25 protein-coding genes and 3 pseudogenes are annotated in these 26984 nt (G+C 63.9%); 18 read left to right on the top strand and 10 right to left on the bottom strand.

Annotation, left to right across the window (positions count from 1 at the left end; all coding sequences use genetic code 11):
* Positions 1-38: 38 nt before the first annotated feature.
* The gene (locus AC5Y5E_RS18100) at positions 39-1229 is read left to right on the top strand and encodes a thiolase family protein (RefSeq protein WP_083172004.1); all 1191 of its coding nucleotides are present in this window, start codon (positions 39-41) and stop codon (positions 1227-1229) included.
* Between the two features lies 1 nt (position 1230).
* Positions 1231-1656: a Zn-ribbon domain-containing OB-fold protein gene (locus tag AC5Y5E_RS18095; RefSeq protein WP_426629488.1), complete on the top strand. Its 426-nt coding sequence runs from the start codon at positions 1231-1233 to the stop codon at positions 1654-1656.
* Here the strand turns inward: AC5Y5E_RS18095 and AC5Y5E_RS18090 are convergent.
* On the bottom strand, positions 1631-2209 hold the full coding sequence (locus AC5Y5E_RS18090; RefSeq protein ID WP_083172002.1) for a TetR/AcrR family transcriptional regulator: 579 nt from the start codon (positions 2207-2209) through the stop codon (positions 1631-1633). The two genes, AC5Y5E_RS18095 and AC5Y5E_RS18090, sit on opposite strands and share 26 nt — an antisense overlap.
* Before the next feature lie 181 nt (positions 2210-2390).
* Between AC5Y5E_RS18090 and AC5Y5E_RS18085 the strand changes: the two are divergent.
* Positions 2391-2561 (top strand): annotated as a pseudogene (locus tag AC5Y5E_RS18085) (amidohydrolase family protein); the annotation flags it as partial.
* A 72-nt stretch (positions 2562-2633) separates the two neighbouring features.
* Here AC5Y5E_RS18085 and AC5Y5E_RS18080 read toward each other — a convergent pair.
* From AC5Y5E_RS18080 to AC5Y5E_RS18070, 3 genes are all read right to left on the bottom strand, one after another.
* Positions 2634-3539, bottom strand: a complete 906-nt coding sequence (locus AC5Y5E_RS18080; protein WP_083172000.1) for an alpha/beta fold hydrolase — start codon at positions 3537-3539, stop codon at positions 2634-2636.
* 98 nt (positions 3540-3637) lie between these two features.
* Positions 3638-3940 carry a hypothetical protein gene (locus AC5Y5E_RS18075; RefSeq protein WP_426629489.1) on the bottom strand — a complete coding sequence of 101 codons (303 nt, stop codon included), beginning with the start codon at positions 3938-3940 and terminating at the stop codon, positions 3638-3640.
* On the bottom strand, positions 3937-5439 hold the full coding sequence (locus AC5Y5E_RS18070) for a class I adenylate-forming enzyme family protein (RefSeq protein WP_499904096.1): 1503 nt from the start codon (positions 5437-5439) through the stop codon (positions 3937-3939). The genes AC5Y5E_RS18075 and AC5Y5E_RS18070 overlap by 4 nt, the downstream gene beginning before the upstream one ends.
* 78 nt (positions 5440-5517) lie before the next feature.
* Here AC5Y5E_RS18070 and AC5Y5E_RS18065 point away from each other — a divergent pair, with 78 nt between their 5' ends.
* The 4 genes and pseudogenes from AC5Y5E_RS18065 to AC5Y5E_RS18050 all read left to right on the top strand — a co-directional run bounded on the left by AC5Y5E_RS18065 (position 5518) and on the right by AC5Y5E_RS18050 (position 10129).
* The gene (locus tag AC5Y5E_RS18065; protein WP_083171998.1) at positions 5518-6669 is read left to right on the top strand and encodes a thiolase family protein; all 1152 of its coding nucleotides are present in this window, start codon (positions 5518-5520) and stop codon (positions 6667-6669) included.
* Complete coding sequence (locus AC5Y5E_RS18060; RefSeq protein WP_499904095.1) at positions 6666-7514, top strand: alpha/beta fold hydrolase; 849 nt, start codon at positions 6666-6668, stop codon at positions 7512-7514. Before AC5Y5E_RS18065 ends, AC5Y5E_RS18060 begins: the two co-directional genes overlap by 4 nt.
* Positions 7511-9002 (top strand): annotated as a pseudogene (locus AC5Y5E_RS18055) (class I adenylate-forming enzyme family protein). Before AC5Y5E_RS18060 ends, AC5Y5E_RS18055 begins: the two are co-directional and overlap by 4 nt.
* Positions 8999-10129 (top strand): acyl-CoA dehydrogenase family protein, encoded by a 1131-nt coding sequence (locus tag AC5Y5E_RS18050; protein ID WP_083171995.1) that lies wholly within the window; start codon positions 8999-9001, stop codon positions 10127-10129. Before AC5Y5E_RS18055 ends, AC5Y5E_RS18050 begins: the two are co-directional and overlap by 4 nt.
* Positions 10130-10176: 47 nt before the next feature.
* Here AC5Y5E_RS18050 and AC5Y5E_RS18045 read toward each other — a convergent pair whose 3' ends face one another.
* A complete protein-coding gene (locus AC5Y5E_RS18045) occupies positions 10177-11088 on the bottom strand; it encodes a TIGR03619 family F420-dependent LLM class oxidoreductase (RefSeq protein WP_426629493.1) in 912 nt (303 codons plus the stop codon).
* Between the two features lie 607 nt (positions 11089-11695).
* On the opposite strand from AC5Y5E_RS18045, the pseudogene AC5Y5E_RS18040 reads away from it, so the two are divergent.
* From AC5Y5E_RS18040 to AC5Y5E_RS18025, 4 genes and pseudogenes are all read left to right on the top strand, one after another.
* Positions 11696-11818, top strand: a pseudogene (locus AC5Y5E_RS18040) (amidohydrolase family protein); the annotation flags it as partial.
* A gap of 321 nt (positions 11819-12139) precedes the next feature.
* A complete protein-coding gene (locus AC5Y5E_RS18035) occupies positions 12140-13279 on the top strand; it encodes an acyl-CoA dehydrogenase family protein (protein ID WP_426629494.1) in 1140 nt (379 codons plus the stop codon).
* Positions 13280-13338: 59 nt separating this feature from the next.
* Positions 13339-14466 (top strand): acetyl-CoA hydrolase/transferase C-terminal domain-containing protein, encoded by a 1128-nt coding sequence (locus AC5Y5E_RS18030; RefSeq protein ID WP_426629510.1) that lies wholly within the window; start codon positions 13339-13341, stop codon positions 14464-14466.
* An 11-nt stretch (positions 14467-14477) separates the two neighbouring features.
* Positions 14478-15386, top strand: a complete 909-nt coding sequence (locus AC5Y5E_RS18025; protein WP_174814374.1) for an SDR family NAD(P)-dependent oxidoreductase — start codon at positions 14478-14480, stop codon at positions 15384-15386.
* On the opposite strand, the gene AC5Y5E_RS18020 is transcribed toward AC5Y5E_RS18025, so the two are convergent.
* A complete protein-coding gene (locus AC5Y5E_RS18020) occupies positions 15383-16099 on the bottom strand; it encodes a TetR/AcrR family transcriptional regulator (RefSeq protein ID WP_426629495.1) in 717 nt (238 codons plus the stop codon). The genes AC5Y5E_RS18025 and AC5Y5E_RS18020 overlap by 4 nt on opposite strands.
* Before the next feature lie 199 nt (positions 16100-16298).
* Here AC5Y5E_RS18020 and AC5Y5E_RS18015 point away from each other — a divergent pair, with 199 nt between their 5' ends.
* The 6 genes from AC5Y5E_RS18015 (at position 16299) to AC5Y5E_RS17990 (ending at position 23008) form a co-directional block, all read left to right on the top strand.
* Entirely contained in the window at positions 16299-17318 is a 1020-nt protein-coding gene (locus tag AC5Y5E_RS18015) for an aromatic ring-hydroxylating oxygenase subunit alpha (RefSeq protein WP_083171989.1), read from the top strand.
* Positions 17319-17401: 83 nt separating this feature from the next.
* Positions 17402-17995, top strand: coding sequence for an SDR family NAD(P)-dependent oxidoreductase (locus AC5Y5E_RS18010; RefSeq protein WP_426646531.1), 594 nt, complete (start codon positions 17402-17404; stop codon positions 17993-17995).
* Positions 17985-19055: an NAD(P)H-dependent amine dehydrogenase family protein gene (locus tag AC5Y5E_RS18005; protein ID WP_142274957.1), complete on the top strand. Its 1071-nt coding sequence runs from the start codon at positions 17985-17987 to the stop codon at positions 19053-19055. The genes AC5Y5E_RS18010 and AC5Y5E_RS18005 overlap by 11 nt, the downstream gene beginning before the upstream one ends.
* Before the next feature lie 589 nt (positions 19056-19644).
* A complete protein-coding gene (locus AC5Y5E_RS18000) occupies positions 19645-20958 on the top strand; it encodes an amidohydrolase family protein (protein WP_499904094.1) in 1314 nt (437 codons plus the stop codon).
* 10 nt (positions 20959-20968) lie between these two features.
* Positions 20969-22171, top strand: a complete 1203-nt coding sequence (locus AC5Y5E_RS17995) for a cytochrome P450 (protein WP_083171985.1) — start codon at positions 20969-20971, stop codon at positions 22169-22171.
* Between the two features lie 9 nt (positions 22172-22180).
* Positions 22181-23008 (top strand): SDR family NAD(P)-dependent oxidoreductase, encoded by an 828-nt coding sequence (locus tag AC5Y5E_RS17990; RefSeq protein ID WP_499904093.1) that lies wholly within the window; start codon positions 22181-22183, stop codon positions 23006-23008.
* 114 nt (positions 23009-23122) lie between these two features.
* Here the strand turns inward: AC5Y5E_RS17990 and AC5Y5E_RS17985 are convergent, their stop codons facing one another.
* The 3 genes from AC5Y5E_RS17985 to AC5Y5E_RS17975 form a co-directional block, all read right to left on the bottom strand.
* A complete protein-coding gene (locus AC5Y5E_RS17985; protein ID WP_499904092.1) occupies positions 23123-23950 on the bottom strand; it encodes an enoyl-CoA hydratase/isomerase family protein in 828 nt (275 codons plus the stop codon).
* Positions 23951-24113: 163 nt separating this feature from the next.
* Positions 24114-24251, bottom strand: a complete 138-nt coding sequence (locus AC5Y5E_RS17980) for a hypothetical protein (protein WP_158086220.1) — start codon at positions 24249-24251, stop codon at positions 24114-24116.
* Between the two features lie 41 nt (positions 24252-24292).
* Positions 24293-25408, bottom strand: coding sequence for a cytochrome P450 (locus AC5Y5E_RS17975; protein ID WP_499904271.1), 1116 nt, complete (start codon positions 25406-25408; stop codon positions 24293-24295).
* Positions 25409-25692: 284 nt separating this feature from the next.
* Between AC5Y5E_RS17975 and AC5Y5E_RS17970 the strand changes: the two genes are divergently transcribed.
* Positions 25693-26319 carry a TetR/AcrR family transcriptional regulator gene (locus AC5Y5E_RS17970; RefSeq protein WP_158086219.1) on the top strand — a complete coding sequence of 209 codons (627 nt, stop codon included), beginning with the start codon at positions 25693-25695 and terminating at the stop codon, positions 26317-26319.
* 217 nt (positions 26320-26536) lie between these two features.
* On the opposite strand, the gene AC5Y5E_RS17965 is transcribed toward AC5Y5E_RS17970, so the two are convergent.
* A complete protein-coding gene (locus AC5Y5E_RS17965; protein WP_499904091.1) occupies positions 26537-26983 on the bottom strand; it encodes a YybH family protein in 447 nt (148 codons plus the stop codon).
* Between the last annotated feature and the right edge of the window lies 1 nt (position 26984).

Genomic DNA, 26984 nt, shown 5'->3' with positions numbered 1-26984 from the left:
ACCCAAACCGGGGTATCCGACGACCTTTCGGGAGACACATGACGCCGACGACGTCGCGCGCAGCCATCGTGGCCGCCGCCCGCACCCCTATCGGTACCGCCCGCAAAGGAACGCTGACCCACATGCCTGCCGTTGAGCTGGCTAAACCGGTGATCGCCGCGGCCATCAAACGATCAGAATTTGATGCCACCGAGTTCGATGACCTGGTGCTCGCCGAGAGCATGCAGGGCGGCGGTGACAGCGCCCGCTACGTCGCCGTCGATCTCGGCCTGACCGGCATTCCCGGGATGGCGGTCAACCGGCAATGCGCCTCGAGCCTTTCCGCGGTCGCGGTGGCCGCAGGCCAGATCGCGGCGGGAATGAGTCGAGCGATCCTGGCCGGCGGGATGGAGTCATTATCGACAACACCGCTGCTGCGCAAACGCAAGCCGTTCACCTCCGGTAAGTCGCTGGACGACTACGAGGACCCCTGGTCTCCGCTCTCACACCCGCCGACAGCGGACGCGCCGGCCCTCGATATGTCGATCACAGTGGCGCACAATTGCGCTGTCCAGTACGGGATCTCGCGCCAGGACCAAGACGAGTGGGCGCTGCGCAGCCACCAGCGCGCGGTGAAGGCCATTGACGCCGGCTCCTTCGTCGACGAGATTGTGCCACTACGGGTTCCGCAGGCCGACGGAACTACGGTCACTTTCGCCGAGGACGAGCACCCGCGCCGGGCCACCACCCTGGAGGCGCTATCCGGCCTGAACGTCCTGCATCCCGAGATCGACGGGTTCACCGTGACCGCAGGCAATTCGTCGGGACTCAACGACGCGGCCGCGGTGCTCGCGCTGGCCAGGCCGGACACCGACAAGGACGTGTTGGCCGACGTGCTGTCGTGGGGTGCGGTCGGTGTGCCGCCGAATCGGACTGGGAGCGGACCGATCTGGGCCATCCCCAAAGCGCTGGAGTTGGCGGGGCGCAAACTCGCGGACGTGGCGCTGTTCGAGATCAACGAGGCGTTCGCCGCTCAGGCGGTGGCGTGTTCGCGCGAACTGGGCCTCGACGAGGAAATCGTCAACGTGTACGGATCCGGCATTAGCCTGGGCCATCCAATCGCTGCGACAGGCGCGCGGATGGTGACGACGGCAATCTATGAGCTCCGCCGCCGCGGCGGCGGCATCGGCGTGTTGTCGATGTGCGCCGGTGGCGGAATGGGAGCAGCAATGGTAATCGAGGTGGCATGACATGAGTCAACTCATCGCAGACAATCTTTTCCGGCTCGACGGCGATCGCGCCGTGCTCCAGGGCTCTCGACGACGGTCGACGGGCGTGGTGAAATTCCCGGCGGAACGGCCGGAGTTGTTCGACGCCGATCCCGACGTTCAGGCAGACATCGAGCCAATCGACTTGCCGACGGAGGGAACGCTTTTCACTTTCACCTCCCAGCAGTTCCCCCCACCTCTGCCCTACAAGGGTCACCGCTCGCCGGAGGCATTCCGGCCATACATCGTCGGATTTATCCAGCTCGGAGACCGCGTTCTTGTCGAGTCACTGATCATCGGTGTTGATGCGGCGGAACTGCGCATCGGTCAGCCGATGGTGAGCTGTACGAGCACCTTCGAGACGGAAGCCGGCGAATCGTTGCTCACGTACGCGTTTCGCCCGGCGTAGCGGTCATCGCGGCAATCGTCTCCGCTACTACCTCGATCATCTCGGCGCGATCCACCGGAACAAATTGCGTGTGCACTGCATACCACGCGCGGTCGAGTAGCCCCATGGCGGCGATGCCGATGACTTCCGGGGAATGCTTCCCTTCGGCACAGATCGCCTGTCCCAGCTTCCATGCGGCGCGCGTCATCATGTGATTGCGGGATCGACGGAACTCCTCGTCGTCGGGTGCGGTATGCGCCGCCGCCGTCACGAACGCGCCGTGGCGGTCCATATAGCCGAAGTACTCGCCCACCCAAGCCCTCAGAGCGTCCGGCCTTCCCGACATGACCGCATCACCGCACTGCCCAATCACCGTGAGCACATCGCGGTACGCAGTCTCGCCGAGCACGCTAAATACCTCGCGCTTGTCCTTGAAGTACGTGTAGAAACCCGCGCGTGAGATCCCGCACGCTTCAGTGATCGCGTTGATCGGCGTGCCGCGGAAGCCACGCTCGAGGAACAACCGCCGACTGGCGTCAAGTATCGCCGAACGCGTTCGTTCGCCACGGCTCATATCGAGCAGGTCCCCGGCACGGACGCCCTCAGACGCGGTCGTGGTCGCAACTTACATGACGAAAACGTCGGAAGTCGGTTTCCCCATGTAGATCGATATTTTGTGTCGCCATCGGATAGTATCTTGACACATTCGTCAAGTTGCGGGAAGCTCAGGGCAGGCTCAGCGAAGAATGGAGGCGTACCCGGAAGGCCTGGAAACTCCACGCGGCTACTTCAAGTACGCCGAGGGCATGGACACACGCCGTACCTACGACTTTATGGGGGACAACGCCCGTCGGTTCATGGGGCTTCCCATTGCCAACCCAGATCCGGACGCCGTCAACCCGCCACTGCTACAGACCGTTTCCTAGCAGCGCCGAGGGTGAATCCCCTAGGGGCCCGCCCGGAATCAACGCAACACGATCAACCTGCGAGCTCGATCGTCAGCTCGCAGCGTTGAACAGCTTGAGCCGCGAGCGCACCCGGCGCTCGAGGAAGTCGTCGAGCACGCCCTCGAAGACCGCGTTATCGTCACCGGCCACCATGTGGTGCGCACCGGCAACCGATGCGAATTCGGCGTGTGGCACCAACTCCAGGAAACGCACCGCGTCGCCGACGCTGAGGACATCGGACTCGCCGCCGCGCACGAGCAGCGTCGGCAGCCGCAAGTCCCGCGCGGCCGCACCGAGCCGGGCGGGGTCGATGAGCTGATCGCGCTGCACGGCCTGATCTGTCGGCGATGCCATAAATGCGGGGTCCCAGTGCCAGTACCACCGGCCGTCTCGGAAGCGCAGGTTCTTCTTCAAACCGTCGAAGTTGCGCGGGCGGGGACGGTGCGGGACGTAGGCAGCGACGGCATCGGCGGCCTCCTCCAGCGTGCCGAACCCCGTCTCGGCGTGTGACACCATGAAGTCGCGGATCCGGCTCGTCCCCGCGGGTTGCAGGAACGGCGACACGTCCACCAGGACCAGGCCGAGCGCGAGATCGGGCCGGCCCGCGATCGCCGCCAACGCGGAGTTGCCGCCCAGTGAGGCACCCACATAGACCGGTGGGCGACCGAGGAAGTCGGCCACCCGGGCCACATCGTTGGCGAACCGGTCCAGCCCGTAGTAGCCGTCCGGCGACCAGCTGCTGTCGCCGTGCCCACGCAGGTCGACCGTGACGGCATACCAGTTCTTGGCGCCCAGATCGGAAGCGGTCGAACCCCAGGAATGCCTGGTCTGGCCACCACCATGCAGCAGCACCACCGGCGGATCCGACGGATCACCATAGGCATCCGCGACCATCGTGACGTCACCCGCCGGAATCTTCAGCGCCGCGTGTGGTGGCCAGGCTTGGGAGGTGCTCATGTCGCTCCGCAACTAGTCACTGAGTGTGAAGCCGCCGCGAAAGCCGCGCGCCAGATTCTCGCAGTACGGTCATGCTGGGCACTCATCGTGGCGCGCGCTCAGTCGCTGGCCGGCAGCGGCTTGGCCTCTTTGAGCGAAAGCGGCGTCCCGCCGATGCTGAGCGTGCCGACTCCGGCTTTGGTGACCAGCACCTCGGCGCCATCCTCGTCGACGTACCGCTTACCCATCGCGCTCCCGCCCGCCAGCGCGGGATCGAGGCCCGCGTGCGGTGACTTCTCGGCATCCAGTGTCACCATCGGCTCGCCGCCGCAGCGTAGGTCGTCAAGGCTGTCGGTGGCCCGCACTACGATCACCTGGGTGTCGCAGACCTGGCTCTGCAGGCGGGTACCGTTCTTGATCATGTTGCACTCCTGAGCTTTTCGGACAGTTCTCGGATAATTTCACGGCGCAACACCTTGCCGGTGTCAGTGGTCAGCAGCTGATCGACGATCTCGATGCGGTCCGGGGTGCGTGAACCTCGTAACACCTTGTGCGCAAACGCCTGCAGGTCATCGGCGTCGAGTTCGGAGTGCGGCTCGGGCACCACCACCGCAACGATGATCTGCCCCCACTGCGGATCGTCGAGCCCGACGACAACTACCTCACGAACCGCGGGATGCTCGATCAGGACATCCTCGATCTCGGCGGGCGCGATGTTCTCGCCGCCCCGAATGATCGTGTCATCAGAGCGCCCACCGATGAAAAGGTAACCATCGTCGTCGACCATCGCGACATCCTTTGTAGGAAACCAACCCTCGGCGTCGAGAACCGATCCCTGTTCGGTGTAGCGGCCCGACACCTGCGGTCCCCGCACGAACAACTCCCCCGGCTCACCCGGACCCAACACGGTACCGTCCTCGGAGCGGATCTGAACCTCGATGCCGGGCACCGGCCGGCCGACCGAACCGAGCCGCCGCGATACCGACTCATCCTCGGCGGCGTATGCTAGCCGATGGTCATCGGGGGTCAGCACCGCGATCGTCGAACTCGTCTCGGTCAACCCGTACGCGTTGACCAGCCCGACATCCGGCAGCAACTCCATCGTCTTGCGCACCAGCGGCAGACCCACCTTCGAGCCGCCGTAGGCCAGGTTGCGCAGTGTAGGCAACCCGGTCGGCGCGGCCCGCAACTCCGCAACGATCCGGTCCAACATAGTCGGCACGACGGTCGCCGTTGTCACCTTCTCCTCACGAACCAGCCGCACCCACTCCCGCGCATCGAACCTGGGCAGGTACACGATTTTTCGGCCGGCGTACAGATTCGACAGTGCCGCACCGACACCGGCGATGTGATACGGCGGAACACACACTAACGCCGCGTCCTCGGCGCCAGCAGAAGCGAACTCAACCGTGCCCGTCACGTAACTCGTCAGGTTATTGTGCGTCAGCTCAACAGCCTTGGGGCGTGACGTCGTGCCGGACGTGAACAGCACGATGCCGACGTCGTCGGGATCGGCGAACTGCTGGGCGGGATCGGCCGCGCGGGCAGCGGCAAGGAAGTCCTCGGAGCGCAGAACTTGCTTGCCCGCTCCGGCCACCATGTCGACGTAGTCGTCGTCGGCGACCACCAGCGCAGACGGCAGGCGGTCGAGGAGTTGATGCAAGCCCTCGGTACCGAGCCGGTAGTTCAACGGGGTGAATGGCACCGCCGCCCGCGCCGAGGCGAAGATCAACGCCGGCAGCATGGTCCCGCCTGTCCCGATATACGCCACGTGCTGTCCGCCGGAATCCGCAAGGACCGCGGCTCCCCCGCTGGCTAGCGCACTCAGTTCGGTAGTGGTCAACCGGCTCTCGCGGTCGATGACCGCCAGCCGATCGGGGTCGCCCGAGACTGCCATCTCGAGCAGCAGTGCAATACTCAACTCCTCAACCCTTCGTAAATCCGCTATATAGTTATATCCTTAGCAGCTGGCAGGAGTCCACTTGACCCAAGGAGACCCATGAGCACACCGGACATCGCGATCATCGGCGTCGGAATCCACCCCTTCGGGCGGTACGCGGATCGCTCGGCACTCGAGATGGGCGCGGTTGCGATCGGCCGTGCGCTCAAGGATGCCGGGGTGCACTGGTCCGACGTCGGCAGCCTCTACGCGGGCAGCCTCGAAGTGGCCAACCCGGAGGCCGTAACCGGTCTCGCCGGAATGACCGGTATCCCCGCGCGGGCGACGCTGAGCGGGTGCGCGACGGGCAACACATTGCTGACACTTGCGGCCCGAGACGTCCAGCTGGGCGAGGCCGAGATCGCAGTCGGGGTCGGCCTGGACAAACACCCGCGCGGTGCATTCGGCGCGGATCCCGCGGTAGCCGGGCTCCCGCAATGGTATGGCGATCAGGGCATGTTCCTGACCACTCACTACTTCGGCACCAAGATCATGCGCTACATGCACGACCACAGCGTCACCGACGAGACGCTGGCCCGCGTCGCGGCCAAGAACCTCGCCAACGGCGCCCTGGCCGATCATGCGTGGCGCCGCAAGGCCATGAGCGTGGAGACCATCCTAGGCTCGCCGATCGTCAACGCACCCCTGCGTCAGTTCATGTACTGCAACCCAAACGAAGGCGCCGCGGCGGTCGTGGTGTGTCGGGCCGACGTCGCCAAGAAATACACCGACACCCCGATCTACCTGCGGGCATCCGCGCTGCGCAGCCGTCGCGAGGGCGCCTTCGAGCTGCTACGCACGTCGATCGAACTGCCGATCGTTCCGGGAACCACCGCGGAAGCCGCGAAAGCCGCGTACGAGCAGGCCGGCATCGGACCCGAGGACGTCGACGTCGCGCAGCTGCAGGACACCGACGCCGGGTCCGAGGTCATTCACATGGCCGAAACCGGGCTCTGCAAGGACGGCGAGCAGGAGTCGCTACTGCACGACGGCGCTACCGAGATAGGTGGGCGGCTGCCGATCAACACCGACGGCGGTCTGCTGGCCAACGGGGAGCCGGTCGGCGCGTCCGGCCTGCGCCAAGTGTACGAACTAGTCCACCAGCTACGCGGCAACGCGGGCGACCGTCAGGTGCCCAACAATCCGCGCGTCGCGCTGGCCCAGCTCTACGGCTCACCGGGGACCGCCGCCGTCGCCATCCTGTCGAGATGACGATCGCGGACGTCGTCGTCGACGACGCCGAGATCGAGTACGCCGATGTCGGCGCCGGCGCGCCGATCGTGTTCGTGCACGGGGCGTACGTCACCGGCGGGTTGTGGGACGACGTCATCGCGCGGCTGACCGATAACCACCGGTGCATCGCACCGACGTGGCCGTTCGGAGCGCAGCGGCGACCGGTCGGCGACGGCGTCAACGTCGGGGTGGTTGCCGCGGGCCGGCGCATCATCGGCCTACTCGAACAGTTGGATCTGCGCGACGTAACACTGGTCGCCAACGACACCGGCGGCGGAATCGTGTTGTCCGCGTTAGCGATTCCCGACCTCAACTGGTCTCGGGTATCGCGGCTGGTGTTCACCAACTGCGACAGTTTCGAGCACTTCCCACCGAAATCGTTCGCACCGCTGGTAAAGCTGTGCCGGATCAGCGGCGGCGCCGGCGCCATCGCCTTGCGGGCACTGGCCAGCCGGCCCGGTCTGGCGTTCTTCAAGCGTGCCGTCACCAAAGACGGCATCGCCAAAGACCGCGATTCGGCGATCTTCGGCGGCTTCCTAAACTCGGCCGACGTACGCCGCGAGGCAGTCCGATTCAGCGCGGCACTGAATCCACGGCACACGAAAGCAGCAGAGTCCGCCATCGCGAAGTGGTCCAAGCCGGTGCTGGTGGTGTGGGGGACTCACGACCAGCTGTTCCCCGTGAGCCATGCCAAGCGGCTCGCCGAAGCGTTTCCCGACGCGACGCTACGCCTCGTCGAGGGAAGTTCCACCTACGTGATGCTGGACCGGCCGGTCGAAACCGCGGAGGCCATCGCAGCATTCGTTGAAGGATCGCAACCATGACCTCCACCATCGCCGGATTGCTCGACGACGTAGCTGAGGCGAGACCGGATCAGCGACTGCTGCTGGACGTCGACGGCGGGGTGTTCACCGTCGCGGAGGTGGCGCGGCTTTCGACCGCGTGCATCCGCTGGCTGGCTGACTCCGGGGTACGCCCCGGAATGACCGTCGCCTGGCAATTGGCGTCACACAGCGCCGCGGCGGTGCTCATGCTGGCACTGGCCCGCACCGACACAATTCAGGCGCCGGTGCTGCACCTCTGCCGGCAGCGCGAAGTCCGCGCCGCGCTCGACGTTGCGGCAGCCGACATCCTGATCGTCGACGACGCCACGGCGATCAACGCCCCACCCGACGTCTCACTCGTCACGCTGCCCGCCGACTTCCTTCAGGTCGTGGGAGGGGCCCCTGGCGGTTCCGACCCGACGTTGGCCGCGCCACGCTCACCGGATGACGCACGGTGGATCTACTTCACGTCCGGCACGACCGGCCGACCGAAGGGTGTCCGCCACACCGACGCCACGCTACTGGCCGCGGCGCGCGGCTACACCACCCATCTCGGACTCGGCAGCCACCCCGACGATGTCGGAACGATCGGGTTCCCCATCGCGCACATCGGCGGAATCCTCTATCTGGCAAGCGCTTTGATCGGAGCGTTTCCCGCGTTGCTGATACCGAAGATCGACGCTACCGAACTTCCCCGTCAACTGGCAGAGAACAGCGTGACGATCTCGGGCTCCAGCACCGCGTTCTATCAGATGCTTCTTGCGGCCCAACTCGCCTCCGGCGGTGATCAGCCGCTGATCCCCTCGCTGCGCATGTTGATCGGCGGGGGGGGCGCCGTGCCCGCCCGAACTGCACTACAAGGTGCGTACCCACATGGGCGTGCCGATCGTACACGCCTACGGAATGACCGAAGCCCCCACGATCTGCGTCAGCGAAGCGACCGATTCCGAGGAGCAGCAGTCGCACACGTGCGGCAGGCCGATTCCGGGTGCGCAGGTACGCATCGGGGCCCGCGGCGAGATCGAACTGCGCGGCGCCAACGTGACCCCGGGCTACCTCGACGCCGCACAGTGGTCACAGACGACGACATCCGATGGCTGGTTGCGCACCGGTGACCGAGGGCATCTGCGGCCCGACGGGCGCATCGTGATCACCGGCCGAGTCAAAGACCTGATCATCCGTAAGGGTGAGAACATCTCGCCTGATGAGATCGAGAACGAGTTGTTGGCCCATCCGCTCATCGACGAGGTGGCGGTGATCGGCCAGCCCGACGCGGAGCGCGGCGAAATGGTGTGTGCGGTCGTGCGCCGATCTCCGCGTCGTCGCGAAATCACCCTCGAAGAGTTATGCGCCTTTCTTGACCAGCGCGGACTGATGAAACAAAAGTGGCCAGAGCGCCTAATGGTTGTCGACGAGTTCCCCATGACAGGACTGGGGAAGGTCGCGAAACCCGCACTCGTAGAACAGATCACAGGAGACGATCGATGACATCCCTGAGCGTCGACGAGCGCAAACAGCTCGCCCAGTCCGTGCGTGCAGCCTGCGAGCGGCTGTCGCCGGAGGATCGGGTTCGCGCGGTCGCCTATGGCGGACGTCAAAAGCACCGCGGCTTCGACGCCGAACTCTGGAAAGTGCTGTGCGGTCAGGTCGGGGTCGCCGCGATCGGGCTTCCCGAGCAATTCGGCGGCGCCGGCTACGGCGCGACCGCGATGGGCGTCGTTGCGCACGAACTCGGACGCTCTTTGGCGTCCGTGCCGTTCCTCGCGTCCGCGGTACTGGCCACCAGTCTCTTGCTGGCCGTCGACGATCCGGATGCAGATGAACGGCTGTCGGCGCTGATCGAAGGGAAACGCACCGCCGCCGCCGCACTCAGCAGAGACTGCGGCCTGTGGCAGCGCGGCCATGTGTCCGTGTCGGCCGAGTACGCCACCTCATCGTGGACGCTCAACGGCGTTGTGCACCATGTCCTTCACGGCGGTTCGGCCGACGACCTGATCGTCGTCGCCCGCGCCGGACGCGAGCTCGCCCTATTCGTCCTCGATGCGACGACCCAAGGGGTGGTGATTGCCGAGGAGAGCGTGCTCGACGGCACCCGGCAGATGGCGACCATCACCTTCACCTCAGCACCTGCCACCCGCCTGTCGAGCGGTACCTCGGTTGAGGACGTCGTTTCCCGCAGCGTCGACCTGGCGATGGCAGTGTTGTCCGCTGAGCAGGTCGGCGCCTGTGAGCGCCTGTTGGAGATCGCGACCGACTACGCGCGCACGCGCGAACAGTTCAACCGCCCCATCGGCAGTTTCCAGGCGATCAAGCACAAATGCGCCGACATGCTGTTAGACCTCGAGTGGGCCAGGTCCGCTTCGCAGGGCGCGCTGGACGCCCATGACGCCGGCCCGGCCGACGAAACCGCCTGGCGGGCAAGCATGGCAAAGGCGGTGTGCTCGGAATCGCTCCGAAACGCCGCACATGCGAATGTTCAGATCCACGGCGGCATCGGATTTACCTGGGAGGACTCGGCGCACCTCTACGTGCGTCGGGCACGCACCGACGAGGTGCTGTTCGGCAAGCCCGCCGAACACTGGGAACGGCTAAGGGCAGAAGCAAAGATCGTCTGACGCTCTGCTATCCGGGCATCGGCAGTCCCCAGAATGATGATCGCTAGCTAGCCCATGGCGAAGTGGTCGGCGAACCGCTTCATATAGGTCTCAGCCGCTGATACCGACGTGGCGTCGACGTGGGCCAGAATCCGGGTCGCCCCCACGTCACCGATGGCCGAGACGAACCGATCGAGCGAGTCCACCGCGGCGGCATCATCGAAATCTATTGCGGGCACCGCTACTTGAATCTCGACACCGCCAGGATCACGACTCGCATTGGCGAGCAGGTGGCGCAGTTTATCGACAGAGCGCGCGAGATCGTCAACCGTCTCGATCGCCGCAGTGCGCACCGACGAGGCTACGGCGGCGGGGTTGACCATCGGGCACCACCCGCTGCCGTGTGCGGCGACGCGGCGCAACGTTGCGGGACTGTTGCCCCCGATCCACAGCGGCGGATGCGGCATCTGGACCGGTGAATTCACCGCTGGTTCCGCACTCGCCGCGAAGGTGGTTCCGGTGAGCGGACGGTCGGGATGCAGCCAGATCTCGCGCAACGCCGCGAGATACTCGTCGAAAAGCGCGACTCGATCGTCGAATTCGACTCCGAGTGCGGCGAATTCGGAGCGCAGGTAGCCGGCCCCGACGCCGGCGATCAGCCGGCCACCGGACACCTCGTCCAGTGACGTCAGTGTCTTGGCGGTCAAATAGGGGTTGCGGAACGGCAGCACCCACAGGTGTGTCATCAGCCGGATCGTGCTGGTCGCGGCCGCGAAGAAGGCGAGCGCGACCGCCGGGTCGAAGGTATTGTGCCCGCCGGCGCGCCGCCACTTCGCTGACGGCGCAGGGTGATCGGCGAGGGCGATGGCATCGAAGCCGACGCCCTCGGCGTGGATCGCCAACGCACGCATGGCCGTCGGCTGGCGTAGCTCTCTATCGGCGGTGGGGACGTCACTGGGAAACTCGACTGTGAAGTTCATGTCTCAGTAGATCGACCCAGTTGCCGGGGTGCTGAGGTGGAGGTTGATGCCGTTGACGAAGTCGGCTCGCACCCTGGCGAGAAACGCGGCCGCATAGGCCTTACGGGCGCGCACTACCACCGATTCTCCCTCGATTGAGTTGTCGTGGCGATCCCCGCACCGATTCCCGGACTGCTGGCGGTGATGAGCGGTTTGCCGGTCAGATCCAGGTTCATGCGTGTCCTCGTGTCGTCGTGTTTGCGCGCACCTCATATTGTAACAAGTTATAGCTAAATGTTTGCCTGTATAGGCGCAGCGGCGGAGATGGAACCTCCCCACCCGTAGTAACGATTGACTGCCGCACGGTGGTCTCTACGTGGGAGCAACAGGCAGAGCTGAGAACTCTGCGCGGATGAGGTCGTCAAGGCCGAGGCCGAGGGCGGACAGCCACTGCGCGAGCGCACGTTCGAGGAGTAGCAGACTCACCGCCGCAAGCAGCCCGCAGTCGCCGTCGGGCGTTCTCAGCCCGCGCCGCTGGGCAATCGCCTTGGCCACTTGTGAGGCGAAGCGTCAGAAATCAAGACTTGCCGTCAGAAAGGACAGACCGCGCCGTTACGCGGCTACACAGATCGTCTCCGTCGACGATCACCTGATCGAGTATCCGCGGGTGTGGCAGGACCGTCTGCCGGAGAAGTTCCGCGAGGCCGGTCCGCGGATCCTCGAGAAGGACGGGATGCACCTGTGGAGCTATGCTGCGAAGCCCAGCCACTATTAGCCGATCGCGCTAACGCTGCTCGCCGCTCGCGGCGTCATTGCAGCGGCGCACTCGGCGTCCTGCCGATCTCGCGATGAGTCCGTGCGCGGGTGTCTCCTCGCGTTCTGCGCAGTCGGCTTGCCCAAGCGTCGGACCAGTCGCTACACTCCTTAAAATAACTAAATGTTTGGCGATTTTGGTTCGGTCTCGACTGTGCACCCACATTCCGGGGGCGGTACCTCTCAACGCGATGGAATCGGTTCTTTGACGAATACGGCATGTACCTCGACGTCAGCTGGCGGATCGACGGTTAGGGAGGTGACCGAGGACATCGCGACACTGCGGTCACAGTTCCGTTCTTTCTTAGAGAGCGCACCGAAACCGCCGGGACTTCGGAACTATGGCCCCACGCCGACCGCCGAGGACATCGAGCCCGGCCGCGCCTGGCACAAGCACCTCGCCCAACACGGCTACGTGTGCTTGCATTGGCCGGTCGAGTTCGGGGGTGCCGACGCGTCGGTCGCCTATCAGGCGCTGTTCGCCGAGGAGTGTGCTCGGGCCGGCGTGCCTCGCCAGCTCGCGATCACCGCCGTCGACCTGGTCGGACCGGTCCTGATCAAGTTCGGCTCCGAACAACAGCGCTCCCGTTACCTCGAACCCATCCGACTTGGCGATCACGTTTGGACGCAGCTGTTCTCCGAGCCGGGTGCGGGGTCCGACCTGGCCGGCGTACGGACCAAAGCGGTGAAGAGCGCGTCGGGGTGGCGGATAGATGGACAGAAGGTTTGGAGTTCGGCGGCGAACTCGGCCCAATTCGGTCTGCTGCTCGCCCGCACGGGACCGGATTCACATCGCGGGTTGAGCATGTTCATCGTTCCGATGGATTCTGCCGGTGTCTTGGTGCGGCCGCTTCGGCAGATGGACGGCGAGAGCAAATTCAACGAGGTCTTCTTCGACGGCGTCGAGTTGACTGATGATCACTTGATCGGCGACGAGGGCCAAGGGTGGCCCATCGCCTTGGTCACGCTGGGTCGAGAGCGGCTGACGCTCGGCTCGCAGGCCGTGGGAATGTTCAAACTCCTCGACCGGATGGCGCAGGCGGCCCGTGAGCACGACCAGCTAAACCCCGTGCTGGCTCAATCGATGACGAAGCTGTGGGCACGAATGTGGCTGTTGCGGTTCACGTGGCAGCGCGCGATCGAGGAAGGCGGTACGTCCTCGTCGGCCTTCTCGGTCCTCAAACTGATGACCTCGGAGACCGATCGCGACCTCGGTGACCTCGCCACCGAAGTGCTCGGCACAGATGCCTGCGTCGACCCGTCCGACGACTCAGACGAGGCCGAGTTGGTGCGTGCGATGCTGGTTGGACGCGCGCAGACGATCCTCGGCGGCACCAGCGAGATCCAGCGCAACATTCTCGGCGAGCGGATACTGGGACTTCCAAAAGAGCCGCGGTGACTGTCGATCTAGAGCTGACAGAGTTCTCTGCCGCACTTCGGGACCACCTGCGCCCAGGCATGACTGTCGCGCTCGGCGACGGTGTCGGCGCACCGCGGTGTCTCGACGACGGCGCATCGGTGTGTGCCACGCTCAGCGCGGTGGCTCGCCGGATCGGTGGGGTTCGACTTGTCGTCGGCTGGTTACCGTCGCCCCCGCAGGGGCTGCAGGTCGATGCTTTCGCCGAAGTGGTCGCGATCATGCCGGGCTGGGGTGTGCGGAACATACTGGCCTCTCCGACAGCATGTTTCGTCCCAACACGGCTCAGTTCGGTGCCCTCGCTGATGAGTGGTGTGCTGCGTCCCGACGTACTCATCACTCGCTTGGCGGATCGGGCAGGCAGCTTTCATTTCAGCACCGAGGTGTCCTGGCAACGCGAGGTCGTCGACGCCGGTACGGCCGTTTTCGCGATCGCCGATGCGAACGCGCCGCTCGCCGATGCCGGTCCGCCGCTCGCCACCGAGACGATTGTGTTTGTCGGCCATACCTCCGACGGTCCCGTCGAGATGCCGAGCGTCGTTCCCGATGCGGTTCACGAAGCCCTGGCCGACGCGGTGCTGCGATTCGTGCCCCAAGGTGTGCGGTTGCAGTACGGCCCCGGCAAGCTCGGCACGGCGTTGCTCAACCGCACACAACGGCCACTTCGCATCGACACTGGCCTGTTGACCGACGCCGTGGTGGACCTCGACACTAAGGGGCTGCTCATCGGGATACCCAGTGCCGCATACCTGTTGGGCACCCAAACGCTCTACCGCTGGGCCGACGGCAAGCCGATCCTGCGAGGCATCGACTACACCCACGACCTCACCCGGCTGTCGCGAGGCATTCCATTGATCGCGGTCAATACCGCACTCGAAGTCGATCCGTTCGGTCAAATCAACGTCGAGGGAATCGGCGACAAGATCGTCGGCGGCATTGGCGGACACCCGGACTACTGCGCCGCGGCGAGCATGAGCCGGGGCGGCCTGTCCATCATCGCGGTCCCGTCCACGGTGAACGGCCGCTCTCCCTTCGTTGAGAAGTTGAGCCGACCGGCTTCCACACCGGCGCACGACATCGACCTCATCGTTACCGAGTCAGGCCACGCGGACTTGCGTGGCGCCGACTGGGGCCAGCGCAGGCGACTCATCGGCGCACTGTTCGAATGAAGGGAAAACACATGACTGGACCTCTGTCAGGACGCGTCGTGCTGGTCACCGGCGGCGGACGTGGCATCGGACGCGGCCATTGCCTCGCGCTGGCCGCGCATGGCGCCGCGGTCGTCGTCAACGACCCAGGCGTCAGCCGCGACGGTTCTGCGAGTGACGCCGGGCCAGCCGCCGACGTCGTCGCCGAAATCGAAGCCGCCGGCGGCAAGGCGATAGCACACACCGGTTCGGTCGCCTCATGGAGCGACGTCACCGACATGATCACCACGGCCGTTTCCACCTTCGGCACCCTGACCGGTGTGGTGAACAATGCAGGAATTGTGCGAGACGCAATGGTGGCCAACGCAACCGAGGACGACTGGGACGCGGTGATCGCGGTGCATCTCAAGGGGACGTTCGCGGTGACGAAGCACGCGTGTGAGTACTGGCGTTCGCAATCAAAGGCCGGGAACCCGATCGACGCCCGAATCGTAAACACGGTGTCAGGCGCCGGCCTGTGGGGGAACATCGGACAGAGCGCCTACGGTGCAGCCAAGGCCGCTATCGCGAACCTCACCGTCGTCACGGCGATGGAGGCGCGCCGCTACGGCGTTGCGGTGAATGCGATCTCGCCACTGGCAGTTACCCGGATCAGCGAAGGCTTCTTCAGCGGAGAAAGGGCCAATGATCCTGCGCTGGACCCCGCGCGTAGCTCGGAGGTGGTGGCGTGGCTGCAGGGGCCGGAGTCGGGCTGGCTGACGGGCCAGATTCTGCGCGTCAACGGCCATAAGCTCAGTCGCATAGACGGTTTCACCGAGTCCATCGCCCGCTATCACGCCAAAGATGGTGCAGCGCTGGCTTTCTCGGAGGTCGGCCAGGCAGTCAGCTGGCTGTATGGGACATCGCCACGAGGCCTGTTAGGACCCTTACCTAGCGGCTAATTCTTTGCGACCGTGGATGCGTCGGCTGCGGTATCGGAGCGGACGGGCAGCAGGAGCCCGTGCAATGTCTCGGCGACCGCATTCATCACTTCATTCGGTTTCAATTTCAGCTGCGTTCCATACACATAGAACCAAGATCGTTCCAGTGTGGACATCGCCACCACACCAAGCGCCGCATCTGCACCTTCCGAGCGACCGGAATGCTGCTCGATCAGTCGACCGAAGCGCCGTGCGGTCCTCACGGTGAGTATGCGCACACGATCCCTGAACTCAGGGTCCTGCGGGCCTCCTTGCGCCGAGGACAGCATGAAGGCGCCGTGTTCGGCCATGAATTCGAAGTACTCCGTGACCCAGGCCCGTACGTCGGACAACGCACACGGCTTCGGCAGCTCACCCAGCCGTGCGATCACCGCCAGCTGGCTCTTGTAAGTCGATGTTCCCAGCGCCTCGAAAACTTCGAGCTTGGATGCGAAGTAGGCGTAGAAGGCTCCGCGAGACAACCCACATGCGGTGGTGATGTGTTCGATCCGAGTGCCCGCATAGCCGCGTTCGAGAAACAGTGTTCGAGCTTGGTCGAGGATGAGTTGCCGGGTCTGCAACGCTTTCGCGTTGAGCTCCCAACGCGGCTCGCGCGGCAAGGCGCTGCGCGCTGACGCTCCGCGGGCCGCGTCGCTGGACGCCAGTTCCTTCTTGCCGCTGATTTCGTCACCCATCCTTCAGTCGATCCGGGGCCGCAGGCCAACGTCCCGTCAACGGTATGTGAATCGACACACTATCTGCAATTACCGCCCTGGCCTGCGGATTACTCGATACATATTTGACACTACTGTAGAATCGCGTTACCTTCATCAAGTAGCTCCACCGCCACCGACGGTCGTGCAGTACCGCCCTTCAACCGTTTGGGAGGATCTGATGCGCGCTCCCCTCAGCATGAAGCCGACGGGATGGTTCCAGGTCGCCTGGTCGTCCGATCTGGCCGAAGGAAGCGTGATGCCATTGCGCTACTTCAGCGAGGATCTGGTCGCGTATCGCGATTTACGGGGCGAGGTCCACGTGCTCGATGCCTACTGTCAGCACCTCGGCGCCAACCTCGCCTTCGGCGGGTGTGTCACCGAGCAGGGCATCCAATGCCCCTTTCACGGGTGGGTGTGGGGACACGACGGCAAGAACGTGAGCATCCCCTACCTGGATCGCCCCAACCGAGGTCGACGCATTCGCTCGTGGCCTGTCTGCGAGCGCAATGAATCCATCCACATCTGGCACGATGTTGACGGGCGTGGACCGTATTTCGACGTTTTCGACGCGATCGACGTTGGCGGCGATGCGCTGAGAGGCTACGAGTTTTATCCGGTGACTCCCCAGCACTTGACGGGACTCGAGGTACACCCTCAGATGGTCGCCGAGAACGCCGTCGACCCTCAGCACTTCCGCTTCGTACACGGCACCAAACTGGCTCCGGTGGTACTGGCAGAGGAGACAACGGACACGTCGTGGCACGCAGTTGTCGGGTTCGGCCGCCGCTGGGCCCAACACGAGGGCCCGGTTACCGACACGATGAACACACTGCGCCTCTGGTTCTCCGGTCTTGGTACGAGCGTCAACATCGAAAAGACCGCCGACGGCATTCGGATCATCACCATCAACACCACACCGGTCGATGAGGACACCACCGAAATCTTCGCCGGCTACTGGGTCGACCACGGTCCTGACGACGACGAGGCGCGCCGCGACCGCAGGCTCAAGGAGGCAATGGCCGCGCTTCCCGATGACATCAACATCTGGAATCGGCAACGGTATCTCGTCAAGCCGGGATTGGCTGGAGCGGGAGACAAGGGCTTCACCGCGTTGCGCGAGTGGGCGTCGAATTTCTACCCCGATCGAGCGACGGGCTCGGCCCCGACCGTAGCCTCTGCTGCCGCGCAGCAGCACTGACAATTTAATCCACCCATATCGGCTGGGTCCGCCGCTGCCCGGTTTATCCCTGTTGTCGAGTAATGACAGTTAGGAGTGTCACCATGTCCGACTTCTTCAGCGGGAAAGTCGCCTTCATCACAGGTGCTGCCCGCGGGCAGGGCCGCGCTCACGCTGTTCGGCTCGCCAGCCGCGGTGTCAACATCATCGCGGCGGACATCTGCCGGGACCTGCCCGCCATCGACTACCCGAACGCGACTCGCGCCGACCTCGACGAGACACGAGATCTCGTAGAAGCCGAGGGCGCCAAGATCGTCACCGGGGTTGCCGACGTCGCCGACCAGGCAGCGCTTAGGGCCGTCCTCGATGAGGGACTCGCGCATTTCGGTCGCCTCGACATTGCCATCGCCAACGCCGGGGTCGTGCGCTACAGCGAAGACGACGACCCGATCGCAACGTGGAACGACGTCATCAACACCAACTTGACCGGCGTATGGAATACCTGCTTCCTCGTCCGCCAACCCATCATTGATGGCGGGCATGGAGGTTCGATCGTTATCACCAGTTCCACGGCCGGGATCAAGGGCACCGACAGACACCACCACCGAGATCGTCGATACCGTCACCTATCTCGAGAACGGCATCTACCCGACGCCGCTTCCGGTGAACTAGATAGGAGGACAGGCCATGTCTCGTAAGCGCGTCATTGTGTGGGGTACGGGTCCCATCGGTGCGACCGGGTTGCGCGCACTCATCGACCACCCCGAGTACGAACTGGTGGGCGTCCACGCCTGGGCCGAGCACAAGATCGGGCGCGACGCCGGCGAACTCGTCGGGCTCGGCCCCACCGGTGTGATCGCCACCAACGATGTCGCGGCGCTTCTCGCGCTGAATGCGGACTGCCTGGCCTACTTCGGCAACTACGCCTCCAGAGAAGCCGAATGCGTCGCCGACGTGGTGCCGTTCCTGGAGGCCGGTACCAACGTGGTGACCGCGGCACTGATGGATCTCATTGCGCCGCAACATGGTCGGGCCGAGTTCGTCGAACCGATCGCCGCCGCCTGCCGCACGGGCGGGTCCTCGGTGTTCTGCGGCGGCACCGATCCGGGCTTCATGACCACGGGCCATCTGTTCAACCTGCTCAGCGGGGCCGGACGGATCGACAGCGTGTCGGTCGCCGAGATCTGCGACCTCAACGGCTATCCCAGCTACGACCAGGTCGGCGCCTGGGGATTCAACCATCCGCTCGACTACCGGGCACCGATGTTCTACGGCGACGTCGGCACCGGCTGGCACGAGAGTACGGTGCGGGGCATCGCCGATTACCTCGGCGTCGAGCTGGACGAGATCACCTCGACGGTCGAGAATGCCTCCCTCGATGTCGATTACGACGCCGCCTGGGGTCGGGGGCTGGCCCACACCATCGCCGCCGTGCGGTGGACGGTCACCGGAATCGCCAACGGTCGGCCGGTGATCTATTACAAGAAGGTCGAACGCACACATCCCGACGCCGCCCCCGATTGGGAGCGCGCCTTGAACGACGCGGAGGCCGGCTACCAGGTTGTCGTCAAGGGTGAGCCGAGTTTCGAGACGGCCATCGCCCTGAGCCTGTATGACGGATGTGCCATCACCGCGCTGCATCCCATCAACGCCATCAATGCGGTATGCGCCGCCGCACCCGGAATCCTGGGCCAGCTCGACCTGCCGCACTTCTACAGTAGGGCGACTCGGCACGTCCCCGCGCCGGTCGCCGGCTGACGGCCGAGCCGGCGCACCGAGTCCTGACCGGTCTCACTATCAACCCGCACCACAGTGGGTGGCGGTGACGAAGTCTCGACGCGCATGCCGGGCTAGCGCCCGCGCGCCGAGGTTGCTGCGCCGGAGGTGTTCGGCCCGACCACGGCTACCGCACGACGACGCGGGAGATCGCCGATCGAGCCGGAGTTTCGCGCGAGTTGGTCTTACGGTGGAGCCGAAGACGCCCGCGGCCAACTCGGCGGCAGCACCTGGCCACCGCGACGTGCCCGAAGCGAATGACTTACCGTCGCTCACCGCAGAACCTTTTCCATCGATTACAGGTTTCTGTTGGTGAACCCACCGCCGCTGAGGCGGATCTGGTCGAACCATCCGATCGCGCAGGCACGCACACATCCTCTTGCGTCGGTGTGATCACGTCTTCTTGTGACAGCCGAAGGGCTTGGACATTGACACACATGTTCAAGTACAACTAGCCTTAGAGCGAGCAAACTATTCAACCATTTATATCTCGAACGGTTAGGTGCTGTTCACACTAAGGGCACCCGACGCGCTCAGTGGTCGGCGAACGTAAAGAAAAGGGCCTCAACGCATGCGCATCGAAGACCAGATTCTGATCAGCGTCGACGACCACGTCGTCGAGCCCCCCTCCATGTCGGACTTCTACCGCGATCACGTCCCGGCGGCGTTCAAGGATCGCGTACCCAAGGTCGTGCGGAGGCCAGACGGCACCGACGCGTGGCTCGTCGAGGGTGTCGAGATCTCCACCTTCGGGCTCAACGCTGTGCAGGGCCGGCCGGCCGAGGACTGGGGACGCGATCCGCATAACTTCGACGAGGTGCGCCCATCGTGTTACGACGTGCACGAACGAGTGCGGGACATGAACGCCAACGGCGTGCTGGCCAGCCTCAACTTTTCGTCCTGGCCAGGCTTGGGCGGTCAGTTCTTCGCCCAACAGGGATGTGATGCGGAGTTCGTCAAGGTGATGATTCGTGCCTACAACGACTGGCATCTGCACGAATGGTGCGGCGCCTACCCCGGTCGTTTCATCCCGTTGGCATTGTCCGGATTCACCGCGGGTGCCGACTTCGTCGCCGAGGAGATCTACCGGATGGCCGCATCTGGGGTCCGCGCCGTCTCGATGCATCCCGAACCACATCGCTTCGGCGCCCCCGACTATCACGGCGACGAGTGGGACCCGGTGTGGCGGGCATGCCAGGACACAGGCACGGTGGCCGTTTTCCACTTCGGCGCCTTTCCCAAGTTCATGCCACGCTCACCGTTCTCGGTGATATCGCACTCGATGGGTTTTTCCACCGCGCTGTTCGCCGTCGAGTTGCTCTGGTCACCGGTGATGCGCAAGTTCCCAAACGTCCGTTTCGCCCTCGCCGAGGGCGGGGCCGGCTGGGTACCGTATTTCCTGGAGAAGGCCGACTTCGTCTACGACCACCACCGCGCGTGGACCCACGAAGACTTCGGCGACATCAGGCCGAGCGACGCCTTCCGCCGTTCGGTCTTGACCTGCTTCATCGACGACGTCGTCGGGTTGAAGAACCGGGAGATGATCGGCCCGACGACGATCGCGTGGGAATGCGACTTCCCACACTCGGACTCCACGTGGCCGAGGGGCCCGGAGACGGCGATGGCGGGATTTGTGGCCGCCGGTCTCGACGACGACGAGATCGACCTGTTCACCTGGAAAAACGCGTCACAGTGGTACGGATTTGATCCCTTCGAGCATCGCAAGCGGGAAGAATGCACAGTTGGGGCCCTGCGCGCGAGCGCGCTCGACGTTGACACCACGCCACATGAATACGGGGCGCAACGCGTGGCTAGCAAAGCGATTGCCGATGGGGCGGGCAGCTTTATTGAGTCGATGACCGTGCCCACGCCGGCGGCGGTGTAGGGAGGCAGCCATGGCAACCACCGTTGAAACCTCGAGCGTCCGTTACGACCCCTATGATGCCGAACTCGATGTCGACCCGTACCCGATGTGGCGTCGGCTCCGTGACGAGGCGCCGCTGTATTACAACGATCAGTACGACTTTTATGCCCTGAGTCGATTCACCGACGTGAAGGACGCCTCTACCGACTGGGACACGTACCGGTCGGGCAAGGGCTCGGTGCTCGAGGTGATCAAGAGCAATCTTCCCGTCCCACCGGGGATAATTCTGTTCGAGGATCCACCCGAACATGATCAGCATCGCGCTCTGCTGGCGCGGGTGTTCACGCCGCGTCGGATCGCCGAAATGGAACCCAAGATTCGCGCCTTTTGCGCGGCCGCACTGGAGCCGATGGTCGAGCGCGGCGGCTTTGACTTCATCACCGACCTGGGCGCTGAGGTACCGATGCGCACTATCGGGATGATGCTGGGCATGGCCGAAGCCGATCAGGTTAAGTACCGCCAGCGCGTGGACGACAGCTTCCACGCCACCGGCGATGAGGACATGGACTGGGTCCTCACCGCATTGGACCCCGAGACCTTCAGCGCCTACATCGATTACCGCGCCCAAAACCCCGCCGATGATTTGATGACCGACCTGCTCAACGCGACCTACACCGACAGCGGCGGCGTGGACAGACATCTCGACAAGGAAACGATCCTGAACTACGTCGGGTTGCTGGCAGCTGCCGGCAATGAGACGACGGTACGGCTGATCGGGTGGGCGGGAAAGGTGTTGGCCGAAAATCCCGATCAGCGGCGCGAGCTGGTCGCCGACCCCAGCTTGATACCCCACGCGATCGAAGAACTGCTGCGCTATGAGGCGCCCTCGCCGGTAAACGCGCGCTACCTTTCCCGTGACGTCGAGCTGTACGGCGTCACGGTGCCGAAGGAGAGCGTCATGCTATTACTCAATGGATCGGCTAACCGCGACGAAAGGATGTTCGCCGAGCCGGACCGCTTCGACATCCACCGCATCAACAAGAAGTCCCACCTCGGGTTCGGGTACGGTATCCATTTCTGTTTGGGTGCCCATCTGGCCCGGCTCGAGGCGCGCGTCGCGTTGGAAGAGGTGCTCAAACGCTTTCCGGCGTGGGAGGTCGACTGGGACAACGCGGTCCAGGCACACACTTCGACGGTTCGCGGGTGGGAAAACCTGCCCGTGGTCACGGGGTGACACCGCTCGATGAAAGTCATCGTGACCGGCGCCAACAGCGGCGTCGGCAAGGCTACTGCAGCCATCCTGGCCGCTGCCGGCCATCAGGTGGTGCTGGCCTGCCGAACCCCGAGCAAGGGCCTGGCCGCCGCGCGTGAGATGCGCGGGGACGTGTCGGTCGCTCGCCTTGACCTGGCAGACCTGAGCAGTGTGCGCGCGTTCGCTGATTCGGTGGACTCCGTCGACGTGCTGATCAACAACGCCGGCGTGCTCGGGCTGCCGCTGACACACACCGCCGACGGTTTCGAAGCCCATATCGGAACCAACCATCTCGGCCACTTCGCCCTGACCTGCCTGCTGGCTGACCGCATCACCGATCGCGTGGTGACCGTCACCAGCAGCACGTACGCGATGCCGCGGCTGCACCTGGACGACCTGAACTGGGAACACCGCACGTATGACTGGTGGTCGGCCTACACGGAATCGAAACTCGCCAATGCCGTATTCACCGTGGAATTGGCGCGTAGAGGCCTCACCGCCCACCTCAGCGACCCCGGCGTAAGCGACAGCGACATCCTGTCCGACTTGCCCGGCATCGCGGCGTTCGTGCTTCGGCATCTACAGCCTTACATAGCCCAGCCAGCCGACCTCGCCGCACGTTCCACCGTGTTGGCAGCCACCATGAACTTGCCTTCGCCGACGTACTGGGCCCCCCGTGGATTACTACATCTATGGGGCAAGCCAAAGGTTGTCGACCTCAACCGCCGGGCACACGATCCCGACACCGGACGTCGACTATGGGAGATCTCCGCCGAACTCACCGGCTGCGATCTACCCCTTAAGCGCAAACTAGGCTGACAGGGAAGGCCATTGCGCCGCACCATCGACCCGACCATGCGATCCCCGCAGCAGCTATTGCCATCCGGCAGCGCGCTCAGGCGCTGCATCAACCGTCGCCTGTACGGGAACTCGTCAAAGTCGGCCCGGCACCCGCAGTTCTGGATGCACCCAATCTGGTGAAGTCCGCTGCTTGAACGCCCGGAAGCCTTCGCGTGCTTCCGGACCCAACATGCTCGTTTGCATGCCGATCCGGTCAAAGAGACCGAGGTAATTATCCAGGCTTGCCTTGACCAACCCGCGAGCCGCCGGAGCGGTCCGACAGCACTGCTCCAGTAGCTCTCTGGCGACCTTCAGCAGATCGTCATGAGGCACCACCCTGGTCACCAAGCCCCAATCCAACGCCTCATCGGCGCTCAGCGTGCGACCAGTGAACATTAGATCTCTGGTGCGCACCGGACCGATCAAGCGGGCGAGCACCTGGCTGTAATAGGTGTCGGCGATGCCGCGGAACAGCTCAGGCACGCGAAAAGTCGCGCGGTCACTTACCACAGCGAGATCACTGCACAGGGCAATCTGCAGGCCGCCACCCTGGCAAAGCCCGTTGACGGCCGAGACCACCGGTTTGGCCGATTGGCGCAGCGGGTCAAACGGCGTCACGTCCATGCCGAAGGTGGAGGCGAAGTCCATCCAGTCATCCTCACCCTGCTTGCCGAGGTCACCACCCGGCGCAAAGACGTCACCGGTACCGGTGATCAGAAGTCCGGCGAGGTCGGGATCCGCATTAACTCGACTGATCGCATACCGAATTCCGAAGTACATCGCGGGCGTCATGGCATTGCGCGCCTGCGGGCGATCGATCGTGCAGACCGCGACTGCACCAACACGTTCAAACGTCAGAAACGGTGTACCCAGCCAATCGCCGTCGGGTGGACGGGGACTGCCGTCGGCATCCTGAGACATGCGGGGCTCCTTCCGTGAGCTGGATACGTTGCCCTTCCAAAATAGATATATAGTTGTAGGATTCCAACCGCCGATGCCTTGCCCGCAGTGCGGGTCACGTGGACCCGACCCGCTGAACCGGGCTGCAGGGATCGTCGGTCCGTGCAATCAGAAGCGAGGGCGCTTAATTGGCAAGCCTTCCGTTGGCCGTTGTGATCATGGCGCCGAGCCGATTAATGCGCTTGTCGGCCTCGCTGACGATGCGAGCTACCAGCTCGGCGCGGGTCGGGATGTCGTTGATGAGGCTCATCGGGGTGCTCACCCACCAGTTTCCGTTCGTGCGCGGTTGCCGGGCCAAGCAGTTCACGCCTCCATGATCAGTGGCAGTTCGCCGAGTTGAAACGCGTTGGCGGGGAACTTAATACAGGGGGTGTAATCCTTTGCTAGCGATATGTTTTTTGTCTTTTCGAGAATGGAATCAATCACCGCGGCCAGCTCGATACGCGCAAGATGTGATCCTAGGCACCGATGGGCGCCCCCGCCGAAGCCCCAGTGGCGGTGGATCTTTCCATCCATAACCAGATCGTTGGTCGACGTCCCGTCGCTGCTGTCACGATTGACGGCACCCACGCATAGTCGCACGGGTGTGCCAGCAGGCAAGGTCACGTCTCCAACCCTCACACTTTCCGTCGTGACCCTCAGGAGCATGGCGACCGTAGGCTCAAGGCGGACGATCTCTTCAACGAAAGGAACCGTATCTTCGGGGTTTTGGCGGATCCGGTCCTGAAGTCTCTTGTCTCGCGCCAACTCGAGCAAGGCAAAGCCGATAGTCGCTGTGACGGTGTCCAGGCCGGCTAATACGAATAGGTAGCAAAAGCCCGTCAGTTCGGTGTCATCAAGGCGTTCCTCACCGGTCAGGAGCTGAGACAGCATCCCGTCGTTCGGTGATTTCCGGGTATCCTCCAGCGCCTGCTGCACGTAGGCAAATAATTCAAGAGCAGGAGTCAAGTCCGCTCCCTCGAGACTCGCTCGCTCGGTGAGGTTGATGACTGCGTCTTTCCATGCGATGAGCCGGTCTCGATCTTCGATCGGAAGCCCGAAGAGCGTGAGGAAAACCTGCGACGGATATGGGATCGCGATCGAGGAGATCGCATCGCACTGACCGCTTTGGACCGCAGCGTCAACGATCTCGGCCGCCTGTAACCGAAGCGACTTCAGCATTTCTTTGAGAGCGCCCGGGCTGAAGAAGGGCTGCAGAATCTTGCGGTAGCGGGTGTGCTCCGGGGGGTCGGTGCTCAGCGGCGGAAGCGGGACAGGACTGCCAAGTATCTCAAAGGCGTCCTTGGATGAAAACAGCTCTGGCCGACGAAGCGCGCCCAAGACGTCGTCCCGATGAGTCAGGTAATACCAGCCATCGATTAGGACAACACGCCCCATGCTCCGCAGATGGTCCCAGCCGATCTTCCGATCTGCAGCCATCGGCAACGATGCATAGCTGGTCTCAGGCACGTTGAGGATGGTGTTGCTGTTGAGCACCGTCTCAGATCCCATCCACTAAGGGGGCCAGACCGGCCCGATGCGGTAGGGGCGCGTGCCCCGGCCGACGCGCCGCCCGTGCGGGGCAGGTCTCCATCGACACGTCCAACCCGATCCTGTCCAACAGCCCGACTGCGCGGCACCGCAGGTCCAGCGGGCCTCAGCCCCTGATGACCAGCGTACTTGAACGTAGTTGTTAAAGTCTATACCCGGATATGCTGGGCCGCATGGACCGATCGCCGTTGCCGCCGGGCGAGAACCGAGAGCTGACGTGGCAGCCGGGGCGTCGATCCGAACGCACCCGGCGCAAATTGATCGATGCCGCCAAGCAAGTGTTTCTCGACCGTGGATTTCATGGTGCCCGAGCCGAAGACATTGCGGTCGCGGCAGGAATGTCGCGCGGAACGTTCTACATTTACTTTCCGTCCAAGAACGACATCTTCTTGGCCCTCGGCCGAGACTCAGCACAGGGCGGCTACAGCCTTCTGAACGCATTGAAAGACGTTCCCACGGAATGGAACCCCGCCGATCTGGTCGACCTGAGCGAAAAGCTTGTTGATTATTTCGACGAGTTCGGCGCGTTCATCCGGCTCTGGCGTCAAGTCAGCATGGCCGATGTCGAGTTGCGTCAGGAGGGCGCTCGATTCGAGCTGCGAATGGAGCGGCGGCTGGGCGTGGAGCTTGATCGCCTCCGTGGGCGGTCGCCCACGGATCCTGCCAGTTCGGGAGTCGCGTTCTTGGCTATTGCAGAAGGTCTGTGGTTTCGCAGCCGCTGGCTCGGTAACAACGGCAGCAACAGCCGCGATCAGCTTGTCGACACGATCAGGATCCTGGTCGCCGAACTCATCAACTGACGTAGCCGTCTGCATAACATCGGGACTATTGGCGGCGCGACCGTGCCCAGAAGGTCGATCCCCTTGTAACGAGGCCGCACCGCGCGGAAGCTCCCGCATCAGGTGTTCGGCCAGATCAGCGTCGCCAGCGGAGATTGCCTGCGCGAGGTCAGGATGACATCTGTCGATTCGTCCACAACGAACGATCGTCTTCGGCGATAGCCCTGGAGTCGATCATTCAAATGTTTCCTTCCCACTCGGAATGTCGGTAGAACTTGCCCTCGCTCGGCGAGATCCGCCGGTAGAGCAAGTTGAACTTCCGACTCGCGAAGAGCCAAGATCCATCCACGAGTTTCAGTTGGTCGTCGAAGTAGCCATTGATGGTGAAGTCGTTGCCGTCGGTGTAGCGACCGCGCTCCTCGATGTAACATCTACCTACACCGACATCACCGTCGACCCGGACGATGTTTCCGAGTATTCCCTGGAACGCGAATGTCACGCTCTCACTCATATTTTCGAGTAATGCGAGGACGTTCTCGATCCCGGATACCTCCGAGATGCCGGGCGCTTGCCATCGGGCGTCAGGAGTCCAAAGTTTTCCAAGGGCGTCGAAGTCTCGGCTACTGATCGCATCGATGTAGCAGACTGGCAGCTCGTTCGGGTCCTTGGCTGTCGTGAATGTCATG

The sequence above is a fragment of the Mycobacterium sp. NGS54 genome, from assembly GCF_059812465.1.
This window is presented reverse-complemented; position numbering and strand designations above follow the sequence as displayed.

Coding starts and splice junctions, on each gene's coding strand:
- AC5Y5E_RS18100 (WP_083172004.1), top strand. CDS start 39: ATGACGCCGACGACGTCGCGCGCAGCCATCGTGGCCGCCGCCCGCACC.
- AC5Y5E_RS18095 (WP_426629488.1), top strand. CDS start 1,231: ATGAGTCAACTCATCGCAGACAATCTTTTCCGGCTCGACGGCGATCGC.
- AC5Y5E_RS18090 (WP_083172002.1), bottom strand. CDS start 2,209: ATGAGCCGTGGCGAACGAACGCGTTCGGCGATACTTGACGCCAGTCGG.
- AC5Y5E_RS18080 (WP_083172000.1), bottom strand. CDS start 3,539: ATGAGCACCTCCCAAGCCTGGCCACCACACGCGGCGCTGAAGATTCCG.
- AC5Y5E_RS18075 (WP_426629489.1), bottom strand. CDS start 3,940: ATGATCAAGAACGGTACCCGCCTGCAGAGCCAGGTCTGCGACACCCAG.
- AC5Y5E_RS18065 (WP_083171998.1), top strand. CDS start 5,518: ATGAGCACACCGGACATCGCGATCATCGGCGTCGGAATCCACCCCTTC.
- AC5Y5E_RS18060 (WP_499904095.1), top strand. CDS start 6,666: ATGACGATCGCGGACGTCGTCGTCGACGACGCCGAGATCGAGTACGCC.
- AC5Y5E_RS18050 (WP_083171995.1), top strand. CDS start 8,999: ATGACATCCCTGAGCGTCGACGAGCGCAAACAGCTCGCCCAGTCCGTG.
- AC5Y5E_RS18045 (WP_426629493.1), bottom strand. CDS start 11,088: ATGAACTTCACAGTCGAGTTTCCCAGTGACGTCCCCACCGCCGATAGA.
- AC5Y5E_RS18030 (WP_426629510.1), top strand. CDS start 13,339: ATGACTGTCGCGCTCGGCGACGGTGTCGGCGCACCGCGGTGTCTCGAC.
- AC5Y5E_RS18025 (WP_174814374.1), top strand. CDS start 14,478: ATGACTGGACCTCTGTCAGGACGCGTCGTGCTGGTCACCGGCGGCGGA.
- AC5Y5E_RS18020 (WP_426629495.1), bottom strand. CDS start 16,099: ATGGGTGACGAAATCAGCGGCAAGAAGGAACTGGCGTCCAGCGACGCG.
- AC5Y5E_RS18015 (WP_083171989.1), top strand. CDS start 16,299: ATGCGCGCTCCCCTCAGCATGAAGCCGACGGGATGGTTCCAGGTCGCC.
- AC5Y5E_RS18010 (WP_426646531.1), top strand. CDS start 17,402: ATGTCCGACTTCTTCAGCGGGAAAGTCGCCTTCATCACAGGTGCTGCC.
- AC5Y5E_RS18005 (WP_142274957.1), top strand. CDS start 17,985: ATGTCTCGTAAGCGCGTCATTGTGTGGGGTACGGGTCCCATCGGTGCG.
- AC5Y5E_RS18000 (WP_499904094.1), top strand. CDS start 19,645: ATGCGCATCGAAGACCAGATTCTGATCAGCGTCGACGACCACGTCGTC.
- AC5Y5E_RS17995 (WP_083171985.1), top strand. CDS start 20,969: ATGGCAACCACCGTTGAAACCTCGAGCGTCCGTTACGACCCCTATGAT.
- AC5Y5E_RS17990 (WP_499904093.1), top strand. CDS start 22,181: ATGAAAGTCATCGTGACCGGCGCCAACAGCGGCGTCGGCAAGGCTACT.
- AC5Y5E_RS17985 (WP_499904092.1), bottom strand. CDS start 23,950: ATGTCTCAGGATGCCGACGGCAGTCCCCGTCCACCCGACGGCGATTGG.
- AC5Y5E_RS17975 (WP_499904271.1), bottom strand. CDS start 25,408: ATGGCTGCAGATCGGAAGATCGGCTGGGACCATCTGCGGAGCATGGGG.
- AC5Y5E_RS17970 (WP_158086219.1), top strand. CDS start 25,693: ATGGACCGATCGCCGTTGCCGCCGGGCGAGAACCGAGAGCTGACGTGG.
- AC5Y5E_RS17965 (WP_499904091.1), bottom strand. CDS start 26,983: ATGACATTCACGACAGCCAAGGACCCGAACGAGCTGCCAGTCTGCTAC.